The sequence below is a fragment of the Sandaracinus amylolyticus genome, assembly GCF_000737325.1.
GTDB classification, from domain to species: Bacteria; Myxococcota_A; Polyangia; order Polyangiales; family Sandaracinaceae; genus Sandaracinus; species Sandaracinus amylolyticus.
In genome coordinates, this window is record NZ_CP011125.1 from 3988108 (window position 1) to 4009736 (window position 21629).

Sequence of the window (21629 nt, forward strand, 5' to 3'; positions counted from 1 at the left end):
ATGTTCGCCGACCGATGCGCAGCCTGCCGATCCTCGAAGCGACGCCGCAGTGGGCGCTCCTCGGCGCGCCGCGCCTCGTCGTGTCGGTCTGGCGCGCGCACGTGACGGTGTCGGCCGTCGCGGCGATCGAGCGCGCAGTGGAGGACGTGCTCCGCGAGAGCTCGGATCGGAAGTACGCGTCGATCACCGTGATCGAGAAGACGGTCTCGATGTCGTTCGACGACACCGCGCGCCAGGCCTCGGCGAACCTGATGAAGCGCTTCGGCGCGAGCCACTGCGCGCACGGGTACCTCGTCGACGGCGACGGGTTCCTCCCCGCGGCGGTGCGCACCGCCACCGCGGGCCTCGCGCTGATGACGCGCGCGCCGTACCCGACGCGCGTGTTCTCGAAGGGCGGCGAGCTCGTCGAGTGGATCGCGCCGATCGCGACGCTGTCGCGCGACGACGTGCTGCGCGCGATCGCGCAGGCGCGCGCCGCGACGGGCAGCGCCGCGCCCGCGCTGAGCCGCGCGTGGTGATCGACGCGAGCGCGCATTGACGTGCTCGCGCCGCGAGCGCTCTACTCGTCGCGCGCGCCATCCGTGGGGGCCGGCGCGCACAAGGGGAGAAGCTCATGGCGGGGATCAGTGACTCCGGTCAGCCGGACGACGTGCGCATCCATCTCGAGGTCGTGGCCGGCGCGGACGCGACGCTCGCCACGCCGCCCGACGGCGTGACCGAGACCGAGGCGCAGCGGCGCACGCGCGAGTCGGTGCGGCTGCCAGCGGCGCTGCGGGCGCGGCTCGACGCCGTGCTCGCCGAGGTTCGCGTGCAGGTGCCGGGGGTGTCGGCGTCGGAGCTGGTGAAGCTCGAGGCGACGCGCGCGGGGCGCGACGCGCTCGCGGCGGGAGTCCGCGCGCTGGCGCGCGTGGACTCGCACCTCCAGTCGCGCGCCGGGGAGCGCAACCCCGCGGTGGCCCGCGCGTACGGAGTTCATGGCGTGAACCCCGACACGTTCGGCGGCGTGCTGCGCGCGCTGGGGCTCTCCGCGGCCGAAGACGCGCGGCTCGCGGCGCTGCCGGAGGCCGCGCCCGAGCGCGAGCTGCTCTTCACGCCGGTGGTCTCCGAGGCGGTGCAGAGCGCGCTCGCGAGCATGAACGCGGTGATCGGTGCGACCACGACGTCGCGCGCCGATCTCTCTCGCGCGGTGTCGCTGAAGGAGACCACGCTGCGCGAGGCGCGCGCGGTGCTCGCCGCGACCCGCGAGCACCTCTACGCGAACCTCCCCGACGGCAAGCGGGATCACGACCTGCGCGACTACGGCTTCCGCCCGCTCACGACCGAGCGGCGTCGCAAGCGTGACGACGACACCGATCCCGGCGTGGAGCCGCCGACCGAGCGCTGAGCACCGACACGCGAGGCGACGCCGCGGTGACCGAGGTGGTCGCCGCGGCGTCCGCGCACCTCGCGAGACGAGCGCGCGAGACGCACGGAGCGCCGATCGGAGTGGGGGAGGGCGCGGAGGACGTCGCCGCGCTCGCGGAGCAGGTCGCGCGGTCGGTGGAGGACGTCGCCGCCCGCGTGGAGGACGTCGCGGCGCACGTGGAGGACGTCGCGGGCCACGTGGCGGAAGCCGCGGCCCGCGTGGAGCAAGTCGCGGCCCGCGTGGAAGAAGTCGCGGCGCGCGTGGAGGAAGCCGCGGGACGCGCGGAGGAAGCTCCGGGACCGGCGCAGGAAGCTTCGGAGTGGACGGAGGAAGTCCAGGGGGTCGGATTCACGACGGTTTTTGTCGTGTCCTCGGACGCGGAGGGCGCGACGCCTCAGCGCGTCGTGGTGCTGCGTCGCCGGAGCAGCAGCGCGAGGGCCGCGAGCATCGCGAGGAGCGTGCAGGGTCCGCCATCGCCCGACGCGCGCGACACCGCGCACCCGGCGCTGCCGGCGCTCGCGACGACGCCACCGTCGGGCTCCGACGTCGGCGCGCCGGCGTCCGGCGGCTCGACGACCGACGCGTCCACGTCGGGCATCGTGCCGGCGTCGGCCATCGTGCCGGCGTCGGCCGGCCCGGCATCCGGCAGGGCGAGCCCACCGTCGCAGTCGCGGATCACGAGATCGGGGCACGTGCTCGACGTCCCGTCGCACATCTCGGGCGCGTCGCACGCGCCCACCGCGTCGCGGCAGACCGCGCCGGCCTCCGCGACGGCGCAGCGCCCGTCGAGCCCGCACGCCTCGCAGGCTCCGTCGCACGCGCGCTCGCAGCAGATCCCGCCGCTGCACGCGCCGCTCGCGCAGTCCGCGTCGGTCGTGCACGCGGCGCCCATCGAGTCGTCGACGAAGAGGCGCGCGCGCACGCGCACCGGCGCCTCCGCGAGCGCCGACGTCTGGCGCGTGTAGGCGACGAGCGTTCGTCCGGGCTCCGCGGAGTCGAGCGCCAGGAGCGGCAGCGGCGCGCCGCTCAGCTCTCCGCCGATTCGGAGATCGACGTCGCTCACGACGTCGATCACCGGACCCATCGCGCCGTCGACGGAGACCGACCGGAGGTGCACGCTCACGCGCGTCGTGCCGTCGGGCGCGGCAGCGTGGAGCGTCGACCAGCCGACGACGAAGCGCGCACCGTCGAACGTCACGGCGGTCGTCGCGGTCGTGGTCGGGAGCGTCGCGACGACGTCACCGCCGAGATCGAGCACCTCGCCGGCGGGCGTGATCCGCGCCGCGCGGAGCACGGCGGTGCCGCCGGAGAGCGTGTCGCGCCACACCGCCAGGTACGTGTCGCGCCCGAACGCCAAGCGCGCGTCCGCTCCGACGAAGTCGCGGACGAGGAAGCCGGTCGGCGCGTCCAGGGGAGAGCCGTCCTCGGCGAGCCGCATCGCCTTCAGCCGCGAGTTGCCTTCGCGCGTCAGCAGGAGCCACTGCGCGCCGTCCCACGCGACGTCGAGCGCGGAGACGTTGCCGCCGCGCAGGACGCGTGGCGCGTCGTCGATGCGCTGGCCGATCGCGTCGAGCCGCTGCACGCGGAGCTCGTTGTACGTCGCCCATGCGACGAGGTAGTGCGTTCCGTTCCAAGCGATCGCCGCGCCGTTCGCGCTCCCAACGATCGCGAGCGGTCCGAACGTGGGCACGCCGGCGTCGTCCAGCAGGAAGAAGTCGACGCCCGAGCTGCGGTGGGCCAGCAGCCCGTACGCTCCGTCGCCGCGCGCCAACCACGCGCGCGCGCTGCCGTACGTCGTGAGGCCCGTCGTCGTCGCCATCGCTGCCGGCGTCGCGCCGCGGATCACGGCTGCGCCGATCGAGCCGTCGTCGCGGCCGTGCTGACCGAAGAGGACGAGGTGCCCCGTCGTGTCGTGCGCCAGGGCGAGCGGGGCTCCGTGGACGCGCGCGCCCGACGGCTGGGGGAAGGGCACGCCCTCGCCGACCTGCAGCGTGGCTCCGTCGAACGTGACCGTGTGGAGCTCGGCGCCGTACGCGGCGAGCGCGGTGCACCGACGAGGTGCAGCACAGTGCGCCGCCTGGAACGAGCCGCTCGTCGCTGCGCTCACGATCGTGTCGTCGGCGCTCCACCAGCGCGGCGTGCCCAGGAGCAAGCACCCACCGGCTCCGTCGCAGGTGATCCTCGACGCACGCAATTGGGCGCTCGCGACGGGCGTGATCGTGCCGTCGTACGCCACGCGCCACCGTCGGGGCGGGGGGCTGATCAGCGAGCCCTCGGCCACGACGTAGTCCACGCCGGTGTTCGCGAGGAGGTTCACGTAGCCGGTCGCTTCCCCGAGCTCGATGGGTGCGCCGATGGGGGCCCCCTCGATGGTCAGGCGCTGCAGGGACGTCGTGGACTGGGCGGTGCGCGCCAGGAGGCACCCCGACGCATGGCAATCGAGCAACGGATCGCCGTCCGGGAGCGTGACTCGCGTGCCGGGTGGTCCCGCCAGCGGCAACGGCACCACGAAGAGTCCGCCGACGCCGCTGCCCCACTGGCGCCACGCGATGAGGTAGCCCGTCGCCGTGCGCGCGATCTGCGGCTCGTAGTACGTGTTCGCGGTCGCGGAGAGCACGAGGGGAGCGCTGTCGACCGAGGTTCCATCGGTCCGGAAGCGGACGGCCAGCACGCCGCGCGAGGTGTCCCGCGCGACCAGCACGCACGCGCCCGACTGGCAGACGAGGCGCCCGGTCGCGAGCGGCAGGAGCACGTCGGGCGTGTGCACGAGCGCGTGGTCGGCGGAGAGGACCGCGAACCGGCTGGTCCCGGGGGGCGACGTGCGGTCCGTGTAGACGATCACCGTCTCGGTGCCGTCCCCGGCGAACGTGACGACGCTGGCGTGCAGCGGCTCCGATTCCGGCAGGACGATCGACTGCTCGCCCTCGAGCCGTTGTGCGCTCACGCGGGGTGCGAACAGAGACAACGCGAGCGTGGCGAAGACGACTGGTAGGACGCGCATCGGGATAGCCTCGAGCGCGGACGCTAGCACGGCGCGAAATCAGCGCGCGAGCAGCATTCCGTCGAGGTGCAGATCGAGCAGCGCGCGCGTCGCGCGGTCGAGATCCGCGCCTTCGCGGCGCTCGAGCGAGAGCTCGACGATCTGCTTCACCGCGCCGATCACCGACCACGACACGAAGTCGACGTCGAGCACGCGCATCAGGCCGAGCGCCTGCGCGTTCTGCAGCGACACCGCGAGCCACGCGTGGAGCTGCCCGTAGAACGCCGCCAGCTTGCGATCGACCTCGTCGTCGAGCCCCGGCGCGCTGCGCAGCACGAGCCGCGTGAGCTCGGGGTGCTGGTGGAACGTCGCGAGCACGCGCCGGACGATCACGAGCAGCTGCTCGCGCAGCGGCGCCGCGTCGACGCGCGTGTCGACTCCGTCGACCGACGCGCGGATGCGCTCGAGGAGCTGATCGAGCAGCTCGTGGAAGATGGCGTTCTTGCTCTCGAAGTAGAGGTAGAACGTGCCGCGCGCGATCCCCGCGGCCTCGATGAGATCGCTGATGCGCGTCGCGTGGTAGCCCTTCTCGCTGAACACGCGGAGGCTCGCGTCGAGCACGGCACGACGGCGGGACTCGCGCATCGCCGCGGCGCGCGTGCTGCGTCCGTCGTGCGGCGGCTCGTCGTGAGCACCGTCGCGGCGCGCCGGCGCGCTCATCCGGGCCATCCCTTCGCGCGCCAGTAGTCGTCGATGTGCTTCGACATCTGCGCGTGCACGCGATCCACGAGCTGCGGCACCTCGTCGTCGCTCATGCCAGCGGTCTCGATCGGCGCATCGACGTGCACCGTGAGCTCGTGCCCCGGCCGGATCATCAGGCTCCCCTTGCGCATCAGCTCGTACGCGCCGGTCACCGTCACCGGCACCACCGGCATCTCGAGATCGCGCGCGAGGAAGAACACGCCCTTGCGGAAGGGACCGAGCCGTCCGGTCGTGGTGCGATGGCCCTCGGGGAACGTGAGGATCGCGTGCCCGTCCTTGAGCGCCTCGCGCATGTTCGCGAGCACCTCGGGCGTCTGTCCCTTCACGCCGGGCTTCACCGCGATGCCGCCGCGGATGCGCATCATCGGGCCGTAGACCGGGTACTTGAAGTGCGACTCCAGCTCGAGCCCGCGCTTGTAGTGCGGCGTCGCGTTGTGCATGAGCACGAAGTCGAAGTGGTTCGTGTGGTTGTGCACGAAGACGCACGGGCGCTTGGGATCGACGTCGGGGTGCACGTGCGCGCGCCACTTCGATCCGGTGAGCCGGATGACCCAGTCGGCGTACCAGCGCTGGTAGGCGAGCGAGCGATCGAGCCCGAGCGTCGCGCACGTGAGCACCATGCCGGCCGACGCGGGCACGAAGTACGTGAGGCCCGCGGCCCAGAGCGCGGCGGACTTCGCGTAGTCGGCGAGCGAGGGCGAGCGCAGCGACGCGGAAGGGACGGGCGGCACGTCGCGGGTGCCGCTCTCCTCGGTGCGCACCGCGCTCATGCGATCACCCGCAGCGCGCCGGGCACGACCTCGATCGAGCGGAGGCGCAGCGGCAGCACCTCGCCGTCGATCATCGTGTCGACCTCGTGATCGAGCTCGAGCTCGACGCGCTTGGCGCGCGCCTCCTCGACGCCCTCCTTCTGCACGTGGCGCCCCGCGAAGATGCTGGGGAACGCCGACACGAACGAGAGGCGCGAGCGCGGCCCGATGCGGATCACGTCGAGCATGCCGTCGGAGACCTCGGCGTTGGGCGCCATGCGCATCGTGCCCGCGGTGCAGCGGCTGTTGCAGAACGAGAGGAGGATCGCGGGGCGCGCGTCGAGCGCGCCGCCGTCGATGCGCAGCGGGAACGTCGGCGAGCGCAGGCCGATCGCGGTGCGCAGCACGGCGACGACGTAGCCCGCGGCGCCGAGGTGCTTGTAGCGGCGGTTCGTGAGCGCGCCGACGTCCGCGCTGAAGCCGACGCCGACGATGTTGATCGAGTGGAGCACGCCGCGCGCGTGATCGATGCGCAGCACGTCGCAGGGGTGCTCCTCCGCGCGGAGGATCGCGGCCATCGCGGCCTCGGCGCCCTCGATGCCGAAGTCGCGGAGGAACGAGTTGCCGGTGCCGAGCGGCAGCATCGCGACCGTGGGGGGCTCGCCGCCTTCGCGACGCGGGAAGAGCCCGTTGAGGATCTCGAACGTGGTGCCGTCGCCGCCGACCGCGAGGAAGTGGGTGCGCCCGCTCGCGGCGGCGTCGCGCGCGAGCGTGGTCGCGTGCCCGGGCGACTCGGTGCGCACCACGTCGATCGTCATGCCGCCGCGCCGCAGCGTCTCGAGGGCCTCGTCGGCGCGCTCGCCGCAGCGCCCACCGCCCGCCGCCGGGTTCACGATCGCCAACCACTTCGTCACGACAGGCCTCCGATCACTGCAGCGCTCGCGCGCTCGAGCGCGACGAGCTGCTCGGGGCGCGCGCCCGCGCGCAGCTGCTCCGCGAGCGCCTCGCGCTTCACCTTCATCGACGCGGTGCGCGGGAACGACTCGCTCCACGCGAGCACCGCGTGCACGCGCTTGTGCTCGGGGAGCTTGCGGTTGCGCGCGGTGATCTCGCGCTCGGCGTCGCGCAGCGCGCCCTTGGTGCGCACCACCGCGATCAGCTGCTCCTCGGTGAGCGCGTGTCCTCCGGCGATGGCGTGGCGCGGCCACACGTAGCCCGAGGCGAACACCGCGAGCTCCTCGCACGCGACGCCCTCGAACGCCGACTCGACGTCCTCGGGGTACACGTTCTTGCCGCCCGCGGTCACGATCATGTTCTTGCTGCGACCGACGAGGTGCAGGTGCCCGCTCGCGTCGAGCCATCCGAGATCGCCGGTACGCAGCCAGCCGTCCTCGGTGATCGTGCGCGCGGTGAGCTCGGCGTCGTTCCAGTACTCGCGCATCACGGTGCGCCCGCGGATCCACACCTCGCCGACGCCGTCGTCGCTCGGCGCGTGCACGCGCACCTCGACGCCGTGCACCGCGCGGCCGACCGAGTCGGCGCGGAAGGGGCGCAGATCGTTGACCGTCGCGACGGTGCAGCACTCGGTGAGGCCGTAGCCGATCACCACCGGGATCCCGAGCTCGTAGAAGCGCTCGGCGCGGCGGCGATCGACGAACGCGCCGCCGCAGAAGAGCAGCTCGAGCGAGCCGCCGAGCTGCTCGTGCACGCCGCCGAGGAGCGAGCGGCTGAGCGACACGTCGGGCTTGGCGCGGGTGAGCTCCGCGTTGGCGCGCGAGATGAGCCCGAGGGCCGCGCGCTGCCACGCGGGGCGCTTGTCGATCTTCTCGTCGATCGCGCGCTCGAACGCGGCGAGCAGGAGCGGCACGAGCGCCATGTGCGTGATGCGGTGCTCGCGCATCGTCGACACGAGGAACTCGGGGCGCAGCGTGCGCTGGTGCACGACGGTCGAGCCGCACGCGAACGGACCGAGGAACCCGACCATGAAGTCGATCGCGTGGTTCGTCGGAAGCACCGAGAACGTCTTGTGCCCCGGGCGCATCGGGAAGAGGCGCATGAGCGCGCCGAGCTGCTCGAGGTACGCGTCGTGGGTGAGCACGCAGCCCTTGGGGCGCCCGCCGGTGCCCGACGAGTAGACGATGCTCGCGGCGTCGCCGCGGGTGCGCGGCTCGACGGGCGGCGCGACGACGTCGTCGGGCAGATCCTCCCAGCGCGTCGCGGCCGTGCTCGCGTCGGGCGCCTCGGAGACCAGCACGTCGATCGCGGGCAGGTCCTTCATGCGCCGCAGGAGCGGGTGCTCGGTGATCAGCGCGCGCGCGCCCGCGTGGCGGAGGAGCGCGACCTGCTCCTCGCCCGAGAGCTTGTAGTCGAGCGGGACCATCACCGCGCCGCGCGCGAAGAGCGCGATCGCCGCGATGGGCCAGCGCGCCTGGTTGCTCATCACGATGGCGACGCGATCACCGGGACCGACGCCGCGATCCGCGAGCCAGCGCGTGACCGGCGTGACCTCGCGGCGCACGTCGAGGTACGTGAGGCGCTTCTTCTCGGCGCGCCGATCGACCTCGATCAGCGCGGTCTCGCTCTTCCACTGCACGAGCGCGTCGTGCAGCAGCGCGCCGAGCGAGTCGTAGCCTTCGGGCGGGATCATCATCGCGGCTCAGACCCTCCGCGCGATCACGGTCGCGAGCTCTTCGAACGTGCGCACGTCCTGCACCTCGTAGTCGGGGATCTCGATGGCGAAGCGCTCCTCGAGCGCGGTGACGAGCGACATCGCCTCGACGCTGTCGATGCCGAGCGCGTCGAAGAGATCGTCGGCGGGGCGCAGCTCGCTCGCGCGCTTTCCGAAGCGCTCGGCGGCGAGGGTCATCAGGCGCGGCAGCACGTCGTTGGCGGTGCTCATGCGGGGTCCTGCTGTTCGGACGAGGGAGGCGCGGGGAGGTAGGGCATCGCCGAGGTGTCGGCGTCGAAGCGCGCGAGCGCCTTCGCGACCACCGGGCCGGCGAAGAGCTCGCAGAACACGTCCTTCTCGCGGGCGAGGCGGTCCTTCGGGATCGGCTTGAGGAAAGCCTTGGCGACCTTCGTCGTCGGGCCGTCGAAGCGGCACGCCTGCTGCGCGACGCGGTGCGCGACCGAGAGGTGCTCGCCCGGCGCGACGAGCTGCGAGACGAGGCCGATCGCCTGCGCGCGCGCCGCGCCGAGGCTGCGCCCCGTCAGGAGGAGATCACGGATGATCGCGTTGCCGAGATCGCGCTCGAGGCGCGGGATTCCGCCGAAGCCGGGGATCAAGCCGAGCCGCAGCTCGGGGAAGCAGAATCGCGCGGTCTTGTCGGCGACGATCAGATCGCACGTGAGCGCGAGCTCGAACCCACCGCCGAAGCAGACGCCGTGCACGGCGGCGATCGTCGTGATCGGCGCGGCATCGATCGCGTCGAACGCGGCGTGGATGCGATCGAGGAAGCGACGCACCTCGCGCACCCGCGCCTCGACGGGCTCGCTCGCGCGCGCGGCGTTCTCGCGATGGAGCTCGCGGAGATCGGCGCCGGCGCAGAAGCCGCGCTTCACCGCGCTCGTGATCACCATCGCGCGCACGCCCGGCGCGTGCGCGGCCTCGGCGACGCGCTCGACCTCGCTCAGCATGACGAGCCCGATCTCGTTGCAGGGCTCGCGATGGAGCCGCACCTCGAGCACGCCGCCGTGCCCGAGGTCGAACGAGAGCTGCGTTCCGTCGTAGCGCACGATGTTCCTCGAAGCCGTCAGGCGTAGAGCGCGTCGATCTCGCGCGCGAAGTGCGCCTCGATCTCGTGGCGCCGGAGCTTCTGGTTGGCGGTGAGCATCCCGCTCTCGATCGTGAGCGGGTCGTCGTGCACGTGGACCTTCCGGATGCGGCGGTAGTGCGGCAGCGCCTCGTTGACCTCGTCGATCGCACGATCGATCGCCGCGCGATCTCCGGTCCCCGCGAGCAGCGCGACGAGGTACGGGCGACCGTGCCCGATCACGACCGCGTGCGACGCGCTGGGCACGCGCTCCATGATCATCTGCTCGATCGGCTCGGGCGCGACGTTGTGCCCCGAGCTCGGCACGAGGATGTTCTTCACTCGCCCGATGATCCGCAGCAGACCGCGAGTGTCGATCGTCGCCTGATCGCCGGTGCGGAACCAGCCGTCGTCGGTGAACGCATCGCGCGTCGCGGTGTCGCGGCGGAAGTAGCCGCGGAACACGTTGGGCCCGCGGATCTGCAGCTCGCCGTGATCGCCGAGCCGCACGTCGCAGCCCGCGATCGGATGACCGACGCGCCCGGGGACGACTCCGTCGACGCGATCGATCGACACGATCGCGGTGGTCTCGGTGAGCCCGTAGACCTGGTAGACCGGGATGCCGACGAGGTCCGAGAACCACGCCTGGGTCTCCTCGGCGAGCGGCGCGGAGCCGCATATCAGCCCGGTGATCTGGTGGCCGATCTGCTCGCGGATCTTCGGGAAGAGCGCGCTCTTCGCCGCGGCGAGCAGCGCGCGATCGCGCTTGCGAGCGATGCCCGCGCGCTCGCGACGGAACGCCTCGATGGCGCGCTCGTAGAGCATGCGCACCGGGAGCGGGCGCTCGGCGAGCTTCTTCTCGACGCCGGCGCGCACGCGCTCGAGCAGCGCGGGCACGTTGAGGAAGTACTCGGGCGCCGCGACGCGCAGCTCGCGCGCGAGGTCGTCGAGGCTCGTCGACAGGAACAAGCCGTTCGCGCGGAAGAGGCACGCCCAGAGCACCATGCGCGAGCCCGCGAAGCAGAAGGGCAGGTAGTGGAAGACGCGATCGCGCCCGCCGCTCGTGCCCGTCAGCTCGCGCAGCTTCGCGTCGAGCACCGGCAGCATGTGCTCGACGTTCGCGACGCTCGTCATCACGCCCTTGGGCTCGCCGCTGGAGCCCGACGTGTAGATGATCGTGACGACGTCGCTCGCCTCGACGCGCCGCGCGGGCTCGAGCGCGCTCGGCGGGTGGCCTGCGAAGAGCGCGTCGAGCTGGATCATCGGCGCAGGCGGCGCGTGCGCGGCGATCGCGTCCGCGAGCGGCGCGCCGTCGACGATCACGACGCGCGGATCGCAGTCGCGCATCATCGCGACGAGCTCGCTCGCGGCCTGGCGCGCGTACATCGGCACGCACGTCGCGCCCTCGGCGAGGATCGCGACGTCGCACGCGACCCAGCGCGCCGAGTTCGGCGCGACGAGCACCACGCGATCACCCGGCTTCACACCGGCTGCGCGCAGCGCGTGGCGCGCCTGCTCGATCATCTCGCGCAGGCGTCCGCCGCGCGTCGGCACGAGGCGCTCCTTGCCCGGCGCGAGCCCGGTGCAGAACACCTCGGTGACGAACGCGCGATCGGGATGCTCGCTCAGGTTCGCGAGGAAGACGTCCACGAAGCTCATGCCTGGAGCTCTCCCAGCTCGGCCGCGCGCCAGCGCTCGAGGATCAGCCGCTGCCGCGCCGCGAGCGGCGGCAGGTGTGCGATCGGATCGCCGTCGCCGCCGGTCTCGCTCGATCCGAGGTGCCTCGCGAACGGGAAGCGCGGGTGGTGCGCGCGGACGTGATCGACGAGGTGCACGCCCATCTCGCCCTGGCGCACGAGGTTGCGCGCGACGCTGCGCTCGATCGCGACGCGCGACGCGTCCGGGTCCGACCACGCGCGGTGCATCGCCTCGAAGAGCCGCTCGTCGAGCGCCTCGTCGTCGACGTTGAGCAGCAGATCGCGCTGGCCGCGATCGCGCATGAGGTTGCGGATGCGCTCGTCCATCGTGACGCCCACGCTCGGCACCGCGGCCGGCATCGAGCACACGAGCGCGTGGTAGCGCGACGAGACGATGAGCGACGCGCGCCGCAGCACCGCGACGATCTCGCGGTACTCGTGCTCGTCGGAGACGAACATCGCGGGCTTGCCGCGGCGCGCGAGCTTCTCCTGCAGCGCCTCGCACGCTCTGCGATCGAGCGCCTCCATCCCGACGATCACCGGGAACACGTCGTGCGCGCGCCGGAAGTCGTCGAGCGCGCCCGCGAGGCCCGCGATGTAGCGATCGAAGCGCGCGTCGACGTCGGGCCCGCTCTCGTGGAAGTAGATCGACTCGAAGTGGCTCTTCTCGTACGCGCCGGTCAGCCCGTGCACCGCGGCGCGCAGCGGATCCGGCTTCACCGGCCACCAGAACGGATGGATCGGGCACACCACGACGACGGGCTTCTTCTCGTCCCATCCCGCGCGCCGCAGCAGCTTCTCCGCGAGCTCGTCGGGCGCGCCTTCGTAGGTCCACGCGGTGTCGGTGCCGACGCGCGTCGGCACGCCGAGCCGCTCGAGGATCGCGCTCGACTCGTCGTTGCGCGTGAGCACCAGCGCGCGCTCCCCGAGGGTGCGGCGGATCATGTCCTCGAGCGACGCGTCCATCGCGCCCGCCTCGCCGCCGTAGCCGACCGCGATCTTCTCCTCCGCGACCGCGAGGCCGAGCGCGCCCGCCATCATCGTCGTCAGCGCGCTCGCGAACTTGCTCTTGAACATCGAGCCTTCGCACGCGATCACGCCGTGCTGCGCGCGCACCTGATCGAAGAGGAACTTCGGGAAGATCTGCGGGACGTGGACCTGCTTGACCGTCTTGAAGTACCCGCGGGTCTTGCTGGGATCGATCGTGAGGATCGAGAGGTCGCAGTGCTCGTCGCCGAAGAGGTGGCGGAACTGCCGCACCATCTCCTCGACGCGCACGTCGGCGCCGGTGTTGCGCGTGCCGACGTAGCCCGCGAAGAGCAGCTTGATCGGCTCGCCCGGACGCCAGCGCGGCGACGGATCGGTCTCGTGCCGCTCGCGCGCGGTCTCGACGAGACCTTCCATCGTCAGCTGCAGCAGGCGATCGGGATCGAGCGCCTCCTTCGTGCGCTTCGCCGCCGTCTTCGCGGCCTTGCCCGCGAGCTGCGCGAGGAGCTTGCCGGTCAGGCCCATGCGCCCGCTCCGTTCTTCGTGCCGTGCTCGACGCTCGGCGCCGCAGGCAACGCGACGTACGGGAACGTGTAGTCGTGCTCCTTCGCCCAGCGATAGAGCCCCGCGCAGTACTCGGTGAACGGCACCGGCGTCTCGCCGAGCTCCTCGCACACGCGATCGTTCACGAAGACCGTGTCGAACGTGATGTACGGCATGAACACCTTGAACAGCGAGCCGACGAGCGACGCCTGCGAGCGAGGCAGCCCCGCCATGCCGTTCATGAGCGACGCGAACGGCTTCTCGAGGCGCGGCGCGAAGCGCGCGGGACGACGCCCGGCGATCTTCTCGGTGAGCACCGCGTCGATCTCGGCCGCGCGCTTCGACGCGCGACCGCTCGAGAGGTGATAGCAGTCGTAGCGCGGCGACTCCTTCACGTGGATGTCGGCGATCGCGCGGCCGACGTAGTCGGCGTTCACGATGTCGACCCGCGCGTCGGCGCGCATCGGCACGAAGGGCGCGTCGATCAGCAGGCACGTCGCGCGCACCATGTCGAACTGCGTGGTGCGCGGATGGCGCGAGTCGCCCATCACGATCGACGGGCGGAAGAACGTCTTGGGCACGTCGGGAAGGAGCTCGCGGACCATGTGCTCGCAGAACTTCTTCGTGCGCCCGTAGGGGTCGTAGTCGCTGCGGTTCCAGTCGATCGACGCGTCCTCGGTCACGTCCTCGCGATCACGGTGGCCGCACACCGCGACCGTCGACACGTGGCTGAACCGGCGCAGCCCACCGCGCGCGCTCGCGACGTCGCGCGCGAGCTGGATCACGTTGAGCGTGCCGCGCAGGTTCGAGTTGAGGCACGCCTTCTCGCTCTTCCGATTGAGCGAGGCCGCGATGTGCAGCACCGAGTCGACCGATTGGGTCACGCGGCGGCGCTCGTCGCCGGTGATGCCGAGCCCCGGCATCGTGAGGTCGCCCGACACGAAGTCGATGCGCTCGAGCGCGGCGCGGAAGCTCGCCGCGTCCATGTGGAGCTGGAGGCCGTTCCACAGCTTCGCGACCGACTCGTCGCGCGACTTGCCGCGCACCATGAGCAGCAGCCGATCGTCGTGCTGCTCGAGCAGGCGCGTCACGACGTACGAGCCGAGATAGCCCGTGCCGCCCGTTACGAAGATCGTCATTCCGCTTCCTCTCCCATCGCGACCATCGCGGACGGCGCGCCCACCGGGCGCACCGCTTCGCGCGCCACGAGCTCGCGCAGCGCGGGCGTGATCACGCACGCCGGATCTTCGGGCGCGCGCTCGCCCTTCAAGAGCGGCAGCGACCACGTGTCGAGCCCGGGGATCTGCACCTCGAGCCAGTAGCGACGCCAGTCGATCGTGTGCACGTCGAAGCCGAAGAGCGCGCGATCCTCGTCGCCCAACATCGCGCTCGCTTCGCGCACCGTGTCGGTGCGGAACACGAGATCGTCGTCCCACACGAACGGCTGATAGACGCGCAGCATCTGCTCGACCTGGCCGATCGTGCGCGACGTGTTGCCCAGCGACTTCGCGGCGCGCTGCGCGCGCTTCGCGAGGCCCTCGCCGAACCGCTCGCGCAGCGACGAGGGCAGGTAGTGCTCGGGATCGAACGAGACGAGCGCGTCGCGCAGCGCGCGCGTCGCCTTGCGCGCGGTGGGCAGCACGAGGTCGTCGCTCGCCGAGCGCGACGCGAGCACGCTCTCGAGGTGCGCGAGCACGAAGCGCTCGAAGGGATCGTCGCTCTTCGCGTACTGGCGCCGGCGCGCGAGCGTCGAGAGATCGAGCGCGCGACCGAGCGTGAGCGGGTTGTGATCCGACGACGCGAGCTGCCACACGCCGCGCACCCCGCGCCCGGCGCGCTCACGCAGCGCGTGGACGAGCGCGAGCGTCGTGCCGCGCGCGACGCTGTCGACGGGCACCACGTCGAAGTGGTGCTTCGGCGCGAACGGCATGCGGCGGTGCGGCGTCCCCACGAGCCACACCAGCGGGCCCGAGGTGTTCATGCCCTCGTTCCATCCGGAGAACGGCGTCTCGTGCGCGCACTCGACGATCGAGGGGCGCACGATCGTGATCGCGACACTGCTGCTCGGATCATCGGTCTCGCGGATCGCGAGCAGGTGCTCGGAGAGGCCCTTCGTGTACGTGTAGAGGTTCGGCCAGCCGAGCGCGAGCGCGCGGCGCGTGCCCGCGTCGATGCGCTCGCGCCGCGCCGCCGCGGGATCGTCCTTGTCGAGGCGCGCGTCGATCGCCGCGCACACCGAGTCGATCGCGAGCAGCTCGCCCTCGGGATCGAAGCGCGTCCCGTTCGGCGCGATGCCCGCGACGAGCTCCTCGGGCACCACGCGCGAGCCCTGACCCGCGACGAAGCACGTGCTCATGTGCACGAGCCGCTTGCCGCGGGTGCGCGCCGCGAGATCCGCCGCGTGCTGCGCGCCGCGCACGTTCACCGCGACGCCGTCGCGCGGGTCGGGCACGAAGTCGGTGAGCCCCGCGATGTGCACGATCGCGTCGAGGCGCGGCAGGAGATCCTCGAGCACACGCTCGTCGATGCCGAGCATCGGACGGCGCGCGTCGCCCGAGACGACCTCGATGCGCGACGCGAGGAACGCGCCGAAGCCCTCGCCGTGACGCTCCCGCAGCGGGCGGAAGCACGGCGAGCGCTCGAAGAGGCGCTGCACGCGCGACGCCGCGCTCTGGCCGCGCTTGCCACGCGCGAGCAGCACGATGCGTCCGATCTCGGGCGCGCGCTCGAGCAGGAACGCGACCCACACCTTCGCGACGAAGCCGGTCACGCCGGTGACCAGCACCTGCTTGCCGCGGAGCTCCTCACGAATGCTCATCGCGTCTCCTCTTCGCGCACGCTGCGCACCACGGGCCAGTCGAGATCGCGCGCGACGCGCGCCAGCTCGCGATCGGGATCGACCGCGCAGGGAAGGCCGACGAGCGAGAGCAGCACGCCGTCGCTGCGCGACGTGCCGTACCCGCACGAGCGCGCGAGATCGATCTCGTGACGCGCCGCGAGCTCGCGCAGCCGCTTGGGATCGATCTCGGGGCCGACGACGGGCTCGCGCAGCACACCGGTCGCCTCGGCGCCGTCCATCTCGAGCGCGTTCGCGATCACGAGCTCGAACCCGAGCGCGTCCGCGACCGGCTGGACGATCGCGTCGATCGACTCGCTGATCAGCACGAGCACGCGGCCGCTCGCGCGCGCCTCGTCGACGAGCCGCCGCGCGTCGGGCTTGATCGACGGCAGCACGCGATCGCGCGCGTAGTCGTCGCCGAGCACGACGAGGCGGTCCTCGCTGAAGCCGCGCAGGGTCGACCACGCGACGTGGCGAGTGATCGCGGGATCGCGCTGGGCCATCGCCGCCGAGAGCGCGACGCCGCCGATGCCGAAGAGCCGCCGACGCACGCTGGGCGCGTTCGACGCGAGCCACAACGCGCCGGCCCACGCCGGGGAGTCCGAGAGCGCACCCTCGAGCCGGAAGAACGCTGCCGTTCGCACGGCCGGGTGCTTAGCAAAACTAGACTGACGTGTCAGTACAGTCTTTCTGCCGTCTGTCTTCGGGGACCCTCGGACCGTTCTTTTTCGCCGCGCGGCGAGCTCCGGGGAACCCTCGAACGTGGCTCGGTCGAGCGATGAGCTCGGAGGAACCCTCGGAGGGTCGTTCGGTCGAGCGGTGAGCTCCGCGGAACCGTCGGACGGTTCTTCGGTCGAGCGGTGAGCTCTTGGGAACCTCGGAGGGTCGCTTCCGTTCCCGTGGCGGAACGATCGAATGCTTGGTTGGTTCCTCCGTTCCAGGAACGCAACGAAAACGAACGTCGGTCGTCGCATCGTTCCCGTCCTGCAACGTGAGGCCCCGTCGAAGGTTCGATCGTTGCGCGCGTGGAACGATCGAGCCCTCGCTGGCTTCCTCGACGTTGCGGGCGCGTCGCGCGAACCCTCGATGGCTTCCTCGACGTCGCGGGCGCATCGCGCGAACCCTCGATGGGTCCCTCCACGTTGCGGGCGCATCGCGCGAACCCTCGAGGCCTCCTCCCGCGGCGCGCGCGCGGTTTGACCAGGCCTGGAGCCCGCGGACATCTTCGCCCCGCGAATGGGACGACCTCAGCGCATCGCGATCCTCGGCGCGGGCCCCGGCGGCACCGCGACCGCCCTCGAGCTGATCGCGGCGGGCGTCGATCCCGGCGATCTCGTGCTGATCGACAAGGCGCGCTTTCCGCGCCCGAAGCTGTGCGGCGGCGGGATCACGGTGCGCGGCACCGAGTGGATCGCGCGGGTGCTCGGCGCGCGGCCCGAGGGCGGCGGGACCACGAACGGCCTCGAGTTCCGCTGCGAGCTCGGCGCCTTCGAGGTGCGCGAGCGCGGGCCGCAGTGGGTGTTCGATCGCGGCGAGCTCGATCTCGCGCTGCTCGAGGCGTGTCGCGCGCGCGGCGTCGAGGTGCGCGAGGAGACGAACGTGACGGCGCTCGAGCCCGCGCCGTCGGGCTGGCGGGTGCGCAGCGGGAGCACGACCGAGACGTTCGAGTGGGTCGTCGGCGCGGATGGCGCGAACGGCTTGTCGCGCCGCGCGAGCGGGCTGCGCGGCGGGATCACCGGGCGCCTCGTCGAGGCGGTGTTCGAGCCGGTGTCGGCGGACACGAAGCCGGGCACGCTGATCTTCGACTTCGATCCGATCCTCGACGGCATCCCCGGGTACGCGTGGGTCTTCCCGTTCCCCGATCCGGCGCGGCGCGACGGGCTCTTCAAGATCGGCGTGATGGACGGGCGTGGAGTGGTCGCGGGCGACGTGCTGCGGCGCTGGACCGAGGACTACGCGGCGCGCCTCGGGTACCGGCTCGTCGACTCGAAGATCCACGGCTGGCCCGAGCGCTACTTCGACGCGGGCGTGCAGGGGCATCGCCCCGGGCTCGTGCTGGTGGGCGAGGCGCTCGGGATCGACGCGCTGCTCGGCGAGGGGATCGCGCCGTCGCTCGAGATCGCGAGCTACGCCGCGTCGCGCCTGCGCCGCGCGCTCGACGATCGCAGCGCGACGATCGCGGGGTACGAGACGGGGTTCCTCGCGACCGCCGAGGGCCGCAACCTGTGGTTCCAGGCGCGCCTCGCCGATCGGCTGTACGGGCGGCACCCGCATCGCTGGCTGCGCGTGCTCTTCGGGATGCCGTACCTCCGCGCGCTCGCGGGCAGCGGGCGCGAGGCGTACGGGCGGCTCGCGCAGCACGTGCCCGCGCTGTGCGCGCGCTACGTGCTCGAGATCGCGCGGCGAGGCGCGCCCAGCGCGGCGCCGATCACGCGCGCCGCGCGACCGGCTGGGACGTCGCGCACCGCGTTCGCAGAATCGCGCGACGTGCAGTAGCATGCGCGCCGAAAATGCGAGGAAGGTCCAGCATCCGAATCGCGCCGATGGGCCTCGTCTGTGCCCTGGCGCTCTTGTCGATCGGCGCGAGCTGCAGCGGCGCGCGCAACGGTGAGACGAGCGGCGAGGGCTCCGGCTCGGGGTCCGGCGAGGCGCAGCAGCAAGGCGGCTCGCGCGCGCCGAGCGGCCCGCGCGTCGAGCGGCTCGAGGCGGTCGACCTCGGGGATCTGACGGCGGCCGAGCGCCGCGTGTGGGTCGACCTCGTGAACGCGCTGCTCTCGCCGTGCGGCGAGCCGGTGAGCGTCGCGCGCTGCGCCGACGAGGGCCGCGCGTGCCGCACGTGCGTGCCGGCGGCGCGCTACGTGTCGCGGCTGATCGCGGAGGGCTACGAGCGCTCGGAGATCGAGGAGCTCTACGAGCTTCGCTACGGGCGCGACACCGCGGTCGAGGTGCAGAGCGAGGGCTTCCCGATGCGCGGCGCGCCGATGGCGCCGGTGACGATCGTCGAGTTCAGCGACTTCGAGTGCCCGTACTGCGGTCGCGCGCACCCGCTGCTCGCGGAGCTGCTGCGCGACTTCGAGGGCCAGGTGAAGGTCGTGTTCCGCAACTACCCGCTGAGCGGTCATCCGCGCGCGATGCCGGCGGCGCGCGCCGCGGTGGCCGCGGGGCAGCAGGGGAAGTTCTGGGAGATGGCGGACCTGCTCTTCGAGCACCAGCGCGCGCTCGAGGACGAGGATCTCGAGCGCTACGCGCAGCAGCTCGGGCTCGACATGGAGCGCTTCCACGCGGACCTGCACTCGCCCGAGACGCAGGCCGCGATCGAGCGCGATCGCGAGGAGGGGCGGCGGCTCAACGTCGAGGGCACGCCGACGTTCTTCGTGAACGGGCGTCGCTTCCGTGAGCCGCCGACGTCGCTGCCGGCGTACGTGCGCGAGGAGCTCGATCAGTGAATCGGGCCACGCTCGGGTCGTCGAAGCGGGCCATGAGCCGCGCCGTCGCCGTCGTCCTCGCGCTGTTCGCTCTCACGATCGCGGCGAGCGCGATGGCGCTCGACCCCGGGGCGCGCGCGCCCGAGCTGGGGATGCGCGACCTCCAGGGGAACCAGGTGACGATCGCGAGCCTGCGCGGGCGCGTGGTGGTCGTCGACTTCTGGGCGTCGTGGTGCGAGCCGTGCGCGGACTCGATGCCGGTCTACCAGCGGCTGTACAACCAGTACCGCGAGCGCGGCCTGACGATCATCGGGATCTCGCAGGACCAGCGGGTCGACAACGCGCGGCAGTTCGCGAGCCGTCACCGCCTGTCGTTCCCGGTGGTGTTCGACGAGGGGCACGCGATCGCGAATCGCTACCGCCCGGCGCGCATGCCGACGTCGTTCGTGATCGACCGCGGCGGCATCGTGCGGCACGTGCACGCCGGGTATCGCAGCGGCGATGCGGACCGCCTCGAGCGCGAGATCGTCGCGCTGCTCGGACAGCCGGCGCGCTGAGCTCAGCGGGGCGGGCGCTCGGAGAGGCGCGACTGGTGCAGGAACTCGCCGAGCTTCTCGGCGACGTATCCGAGCACGTTCGCGTCGCCCTTGCCGAACTGCGCCTGCTCCTCGCGGTTGAGCAGCTGGACGACGGCCTGGAGGCGACCCTGGTGGAACACCGGGACGATCGCCATCGTGCGAGCCTCGAGCCCGACGCGGCCGTCGACGGCGGCGTCGAAGCGCGGCTCGCTCGCGACCTGCTCGAAGAGGGTCGGCCGCGCGTAGTCGTTCGCGGTCGCGCCGATGAGCCCCGCGCCGAGCGGGATGGCCTCGCCCTTGCGCTCGTCGGCGCCGGGGCCGCGGAGCGCGACGAAGCGCAGCTCGTCACTGTTGATGTCGTAGAGGCAGACGCTCGCGGCCTCGCTCGGGACGAGGTCCGCGAGGAGGTTCAGCACGAAGTCGGCGCCCTCGAGCGGCGTGCCGAGGAAGAAGAGGTCCTGGAGCGCCTCGAATGCCTGGCTCAGACGGTCGTCGGGGGCCGGCGTGGTGGTGCGCGGGCGCGCAGCCGGCGCGGCGACGCTGGGCACCGGGGCTGCGGGCGGGATCGCGGGCTCGCTCGGACGCGCGAAGGCGGCGGGCGGCTCGGAAGGCGCGCGGGCGACGGGCGGTGCGGCCGGAGGCTGCGACATCGGGCGCGAGAGCGCGGCGGGCGGCTGCGACGGGGTCGCGGGGGCGGGTCGCTGCACCTCGGGCTCGCCGCGCCAGTCCTTCCACTGGAGGACGACGAGGGGAGGGCTCTGCGGGCGACCTTCCCAGCGGTGATCGAAGACCGCGATGTTGACGAGCTTGCCCTTCGGGCGGCTCTCGAGCTCCTCGCGCAGCTGCGCGAAGCGACGGCGCACGATCATCTCGGCGTCGTCGGGCGAGGTCCCGGCGTCGACCACGAACGTGCGCTCGCGATACGTGAGCGGCGTTTCCGCCGTCGGCTCGCCGTCGCGCGCGTAGAGCAGCTCGGCGCCGTCGGGCGGCGGCTGCGACGCCCGCGCCGGAGGCGGCGCCGACGGGGGACGCGCGACGGCCGCGGTCGCTGCCTGCGGCGCGGCGGCGGGCTGGGGTGCAGCGGTGGGCTGGGGTGCAGCGGTGGGCTGCTGGGACACGGGCTCGGGCGCTGCGGGCTGGGGTGCCGCCGCGGGCTCGGGCGCCGCAGGCGGGGGTGCAGCTGCGGGCTGCGGTGCCGGCTTCGCCGTGAGCTCTCCCGCGCCGGGCAGGTAGGCCACCGTGTGCTTCGGCGACTTCTTCTTGAGCGGCTCGGCCGTGGCCGCGGCGCTGGGCGGCGCGATCGGCGCCGATGCCACGGGCGTCGGCGCAGCAGCGGGCGGGGCCACTGCCGGCGAGGTCACTGCCGGCGAGGTCACTGCCGGCGGGGCCACTGCCGGCGAAGCCACTGCCGGCGCGACGGCGGGCGCGTAGGCGACGGTCTGGTTCGGACGGAACGGTGCTTCCGGGGCGCTCACGGCCGCGGGCGCCGGCACCGAAGCGGGCTTGGGCGCCGCCGCCGACCGCGCCGCGGCCGGTGCGGCGGGTGCGGGCGCCGCCGGTGACGCGAGGGGAGAGGGCATGTACGCGACGGTCTGCTTCGACGCCTTCTTCGGCTTCGCGAGCTCCACCGGGGCGGGCGACGGCGTGGCTGCGATCGGCGCAGCGGCCGCTTCCTCCGTCGGAGCGAGCGCGTACTGACGCCGCGAGACCGCGTCGAGGATCGTGACCTTGCCATCCGGTGCCACGGCACAGCTCGCGCCGGGCGGCACGCCACCCTTCTCGCCGATCTGGCCGCGCGCCCGCGTCAGCGCGGTCATCCAATCGCCCGCCTCGACGACGACCTCGTGGAGCGAAGCGGAGCTCCCGAGCCCCGTCACCACGAGCTTCCAACGTCGCTGCGTCAACCCGGCAC

18 protein-coding genes are annotated in these 21629 nt (G+C 72.6%); 5 read left to right on the forward strand and 13 right to left on the reverse strand.

Annotated features, from left to right (window positions below):
• Positions 1–14 precede the first annotated feature (14 nt).
• Complete coding sequence (locus DB32_RS16990; protein ID WP_053233505.1) at positions 15–518, forward strand: hypothetical protein; 504 nt, start codon at positions 15–17, stop codon at positions 516–518.
• Positions 519–613: 95 nt separating this feature from the next.
• Positions 614–1384, forward strand: coding sequence for a hypothetical protein (locus tag DB32_RS16995; RefSeq protein WP_053233506.1), 771 nt, complete (start codon positions 614–616; stop codon positions 1382–1384).
• A gap of 415 nt (positions 1385–1799) precedes the next feature.
• Here the strand turns inward: DB32_RS16995 and DB32_RS17000 are convergent, their stop codons facing one another.
• The 12 genes from DB32_RS17000 to DB32_RS48270 all read right to left on the reverse strand — a co-directional run bounded on the left by DB32_RS17000 (position 1800) and on the right by DB32_RS48270 (position 16358).
• Positions 1800–4349, reverse strand: coding sequence for a hypothetical protein (locus DB32_RS17000; RefSeq protein WP_053233507.1), 2550 nt, complete (start codon positions 4347–4349; stop codon positions 1800–1802).
• Positions 4350–4445: 96 nt separating this feature from the next.
• Positions 4446–5105 carry a TetR/AcrR family transcriptional regulator gene (locus DB32_RS17005; protein ID WP_053233508.1) on the reverse strand — a complete coding sequence of 220 codons (660 nt, stop codon included), beginning with the start codon at positions 5103–5105 and terminating at the stop codon, positions 4446–4448.
• Positions 5102–5917, reverse strand: coding sequence for a lysophospholipid acyltransferase family protein (locus tag DB32_RS17010; protein ID WP_053233509.1), 816 nt, complete (start codon positions 5915–5917; stop codon positions 5102–5104). The genes DB32_RS17005 and DB32_RS17010 overlap by 4 nt, the downstream gene beginning before the upstream one ends.
• Positions 5914–6810: a diacylglycerol/lipid kinase family protein gene (locus tag DB32_RS17015; RefSeq protein ID WP_053233510.1), complete on the reverse strand. Its 897-nt coding sequence runs from the start codon at positions 6808–6810 to the stop codon at positions 5914–5916. Before DB32_RS17015 ends, DB32_RS17010 begins: the two co-directional genes overlap by 4 nt.
• Positions 6807–8546 (reverse strand): AMP-binding protein, encoded by a 1740-nt coding sequence (locus DB32_RS17020; protein ID WP_053233511.1) that lies wholly within the window; start codon positions 8544–8546, stop codon positions 6807–6809. The genes DB32_RS17015 and DB32_RS17020 overlap by 4 nt, the downstream gene beginning before the upstream one ends.
• A 6-nt stretch (positions 8547–8552) precedes the next feature.
• Complete coding sequence (locus DB32_RS17025; protein ID WP_053233512.1) at positions 8553–8795, reverse strand: acyl carrier protein; 243 nt, start codon at positions 8793–8795, stop codon at positions 8553–8555.
• Positions 8792–9631, reverse strand: a complete 840-nt coding sequence (locus DB32_RS48265) for an enoyl-CoA hydratase/isomerase family protein (RefSeq protein ID WP_053233513.1) — start codon at positions 9629–9631, stop codon at positions 8792–8794. Before DB32_RS48265 ends, DB32_RS17025 begins: the two co-directional genes overlap by 4 nt.
• Before the next feature lie 17 nt (positions 9632–9648).
• Positions 9649–11307, reverse strand: coding sequence for an AMP-dependent synthetase/ligase (locus DB32_RS17035; protein ID WP_053233514.1), 1659 nt, complete (start codon positions 11305–11307; stop codon positions 9649–9651).
• The gene (locus DB32_RS17040) at positions 11304–12857 is read right to left on the reverse strand and encodes a polysaccharide pyruvyl transferase family protein (protein WP_053233515.1); all 1554 of its coding nucleotides are present in this window, start codon (positions 12855–12857) and stop codon (positions 11304–11306) included. The genes DB32_RS17035 and DB32_RS17040 overlap by 4 nt, the downstream gene beginning before the upstream one ends.
• Positions 12848–14014, reverse strand: a complete 1167-nt coding sequence (locus tag DB32_RS17045) for an SDR family oxidoreductase (protein WP_053233516.1) — start codon at positions 14012–14014, stop codon at positions 12848–12850. Before DB32_RS17045 ends, DB32_RS17040 begins: the two co-directional genes overlap by 10 nt.
• Positions 14011–15693: an SDR family oxidoreductase gene (locus DB32_RS17050; RefSeq protein ID WP_053233517.1), complete on the reverse strand. Its 1683-nt coding sequence runs from the start codon at positions 15691–15693 to the stop codon at positions 14011–14013. Before DB32_RS17050 ends, DB32_RS17045 begins: the two co-directional genes overlap by 4 nt.
• A complete protein-coding gene (locus DB32_RS48270) occupies positions 15690–16358 on the reverse strand; it encodes an HAD family hydrolase (protein ID WP_169791464.1) in 669 nt (222 codons plus the stop codon). Before DB32_RS48270 ends, DB32_RS17050 begins: the two co-directional genes overlap by 4 nt.
• 592 nt (positions 16359–16950) lie before the next feature.
• Here DB32_RS48270 and DB32_RS48275 point away from each other — a divergent pair.
• The 3 genes from DB32_RS48275 to DB32_RS17070 are packed head-to-tail and all read left to right on the forward strand — an operon-like array spanning position 16951 to position 19696.
• Positions 16951–18210 (forward strand): NAD(P)/FAD-dependent oxidoreductase, encoded by a 1260-nt coding sequence (locus DB32_RS48275; protein WP_053233519.1) that lies wholly within the window; start codon positions 16951–16953, stop codon positions 18208–18210.
• A 47-nt stretch (positions 18211–18257) separates the two neighbouring features.
• Complete coding sequence (locus tag DB32_RS48280) at positions 18258–19160, forward strand: DsbA family protein (protein WP_053233520.1); 903 nt, start codon at positions 18258–18260, stop codon at positions 19158–19160.
• 32 nt (positions 19161–19192) lie between these two features.
• Entirely contained in the window at positions 19193–19696 is a 504-nt protein-coding gene (locus tag DB32_RS17070) for a TlpA family protein disulfide reductase (RefSeq protein WP_053233521.1), read from the forward strand.
• Positions 19697–19698: 2 nt separating this feature from the next.
• Here the strand turns inward: DB32_RS17070 and DB32_RS17075 are convergent, their stop codons facing one another.
• A complete protein-coding gene (locus DB32_RS17075; RefSeq protein WP_053233522.1) occupies positions 19699–21621 on the reverse strand; it encodes a GAF domain-containing protein in 1923 nt (640 codons plus the stop codon).
• Positions 21622–21629: the final 8 nt, after the last annotated feature.

Coding starts and splice junctions, on each gene's coding strand:
- DB32_RS16990 (WP_053233505.1), top strand. CDS start 15: ATGCGCAGCCTGCCGATCCTCGAAGCGACGCCGCAGTGGGCGCTCCTC.
- DB32_RS16995 (WP_053233506.1), top strand. CDS start 614: ATGGCGGGGATCAGTGACTCCGGTCAGCCGGACGACGTGCGCATCCAT.
- DB32_RS17005 (WP_053233508.1), bottom strand. CDS start 5,105: ATGAGCGCGCCGGCGCGCCGCGACGGTGCTCACGACGAGCCGCCGCAC.
- DB32_RS17010 (WP_053233509.1), bottom strand. CDS start 5,917: ATGAGCGCGGTGCGCACCGAGGAGAGCGGCACCCGCGACGTGCCGCCC.
- DB32_RS17020 (WP_053233511.1), bottom strand. CDS start 8,546: ATGATGATCCCGCCCGAAGGCTACGACTCGCTCGGCGCGCTGCTGCAC.
- DB32_RS17025 (WP_053233512.1), bottom strand. CDS start 8,795: ATGAGCACCGCCAACGACGTGCTGCCGCGCCTGATGACCCTCGCCGCC.
- DB32_RS17035 (WP_053233514.1), bottom strand. CDS start 11,307: ATGAGCTTCGTGGACGTCTTCCTCGCGAACCTGAGCGAGCATCCCGAT.
- DB32_RS17040 (WP_053233515.1), bottom strand. CDS start 12,857: ATGGGCCTGACCGGCAAGCTCCTCGCGCAGCTCGCGGGCAAGGCCGCG.
- DB32_RS17045 (WP_053233516.1), bottom strand. CDS start 14,014: ATGACGATCTTCGTAACGGGCGGCACGGGCTATCTCGGCTCGTACGTC.
- DB32_RS17050 (WP_053233517.1), bottom strand. CDS start 15,693: ATGAGCATTCGTGAGGAGCTCCGCGGCAAGCAGGTGCTGGTCACCGGC.
- DB32_RS48275 (WP_053233519.1), top strand. CDS start 16,951: ATGGGACGACCTCAGCGCATCGCGATCCTCGGCGCGGGCCCCGGCGGC.
- DB32_RS48280 (WP_053233520.1), top strand. CDS start 18,258: ATGGGCCTCGTCTGTGCCCTGGCGCTCTTGTCGATCGGCGCGAGCTGC.
- DB32_RS17070 (WP_053233521.1), top strand. CDS start 19,193: ATGAGCCGCGCCGTCGCCGTCGTCCTCGCGCTGTTCGCTCTCACGATC.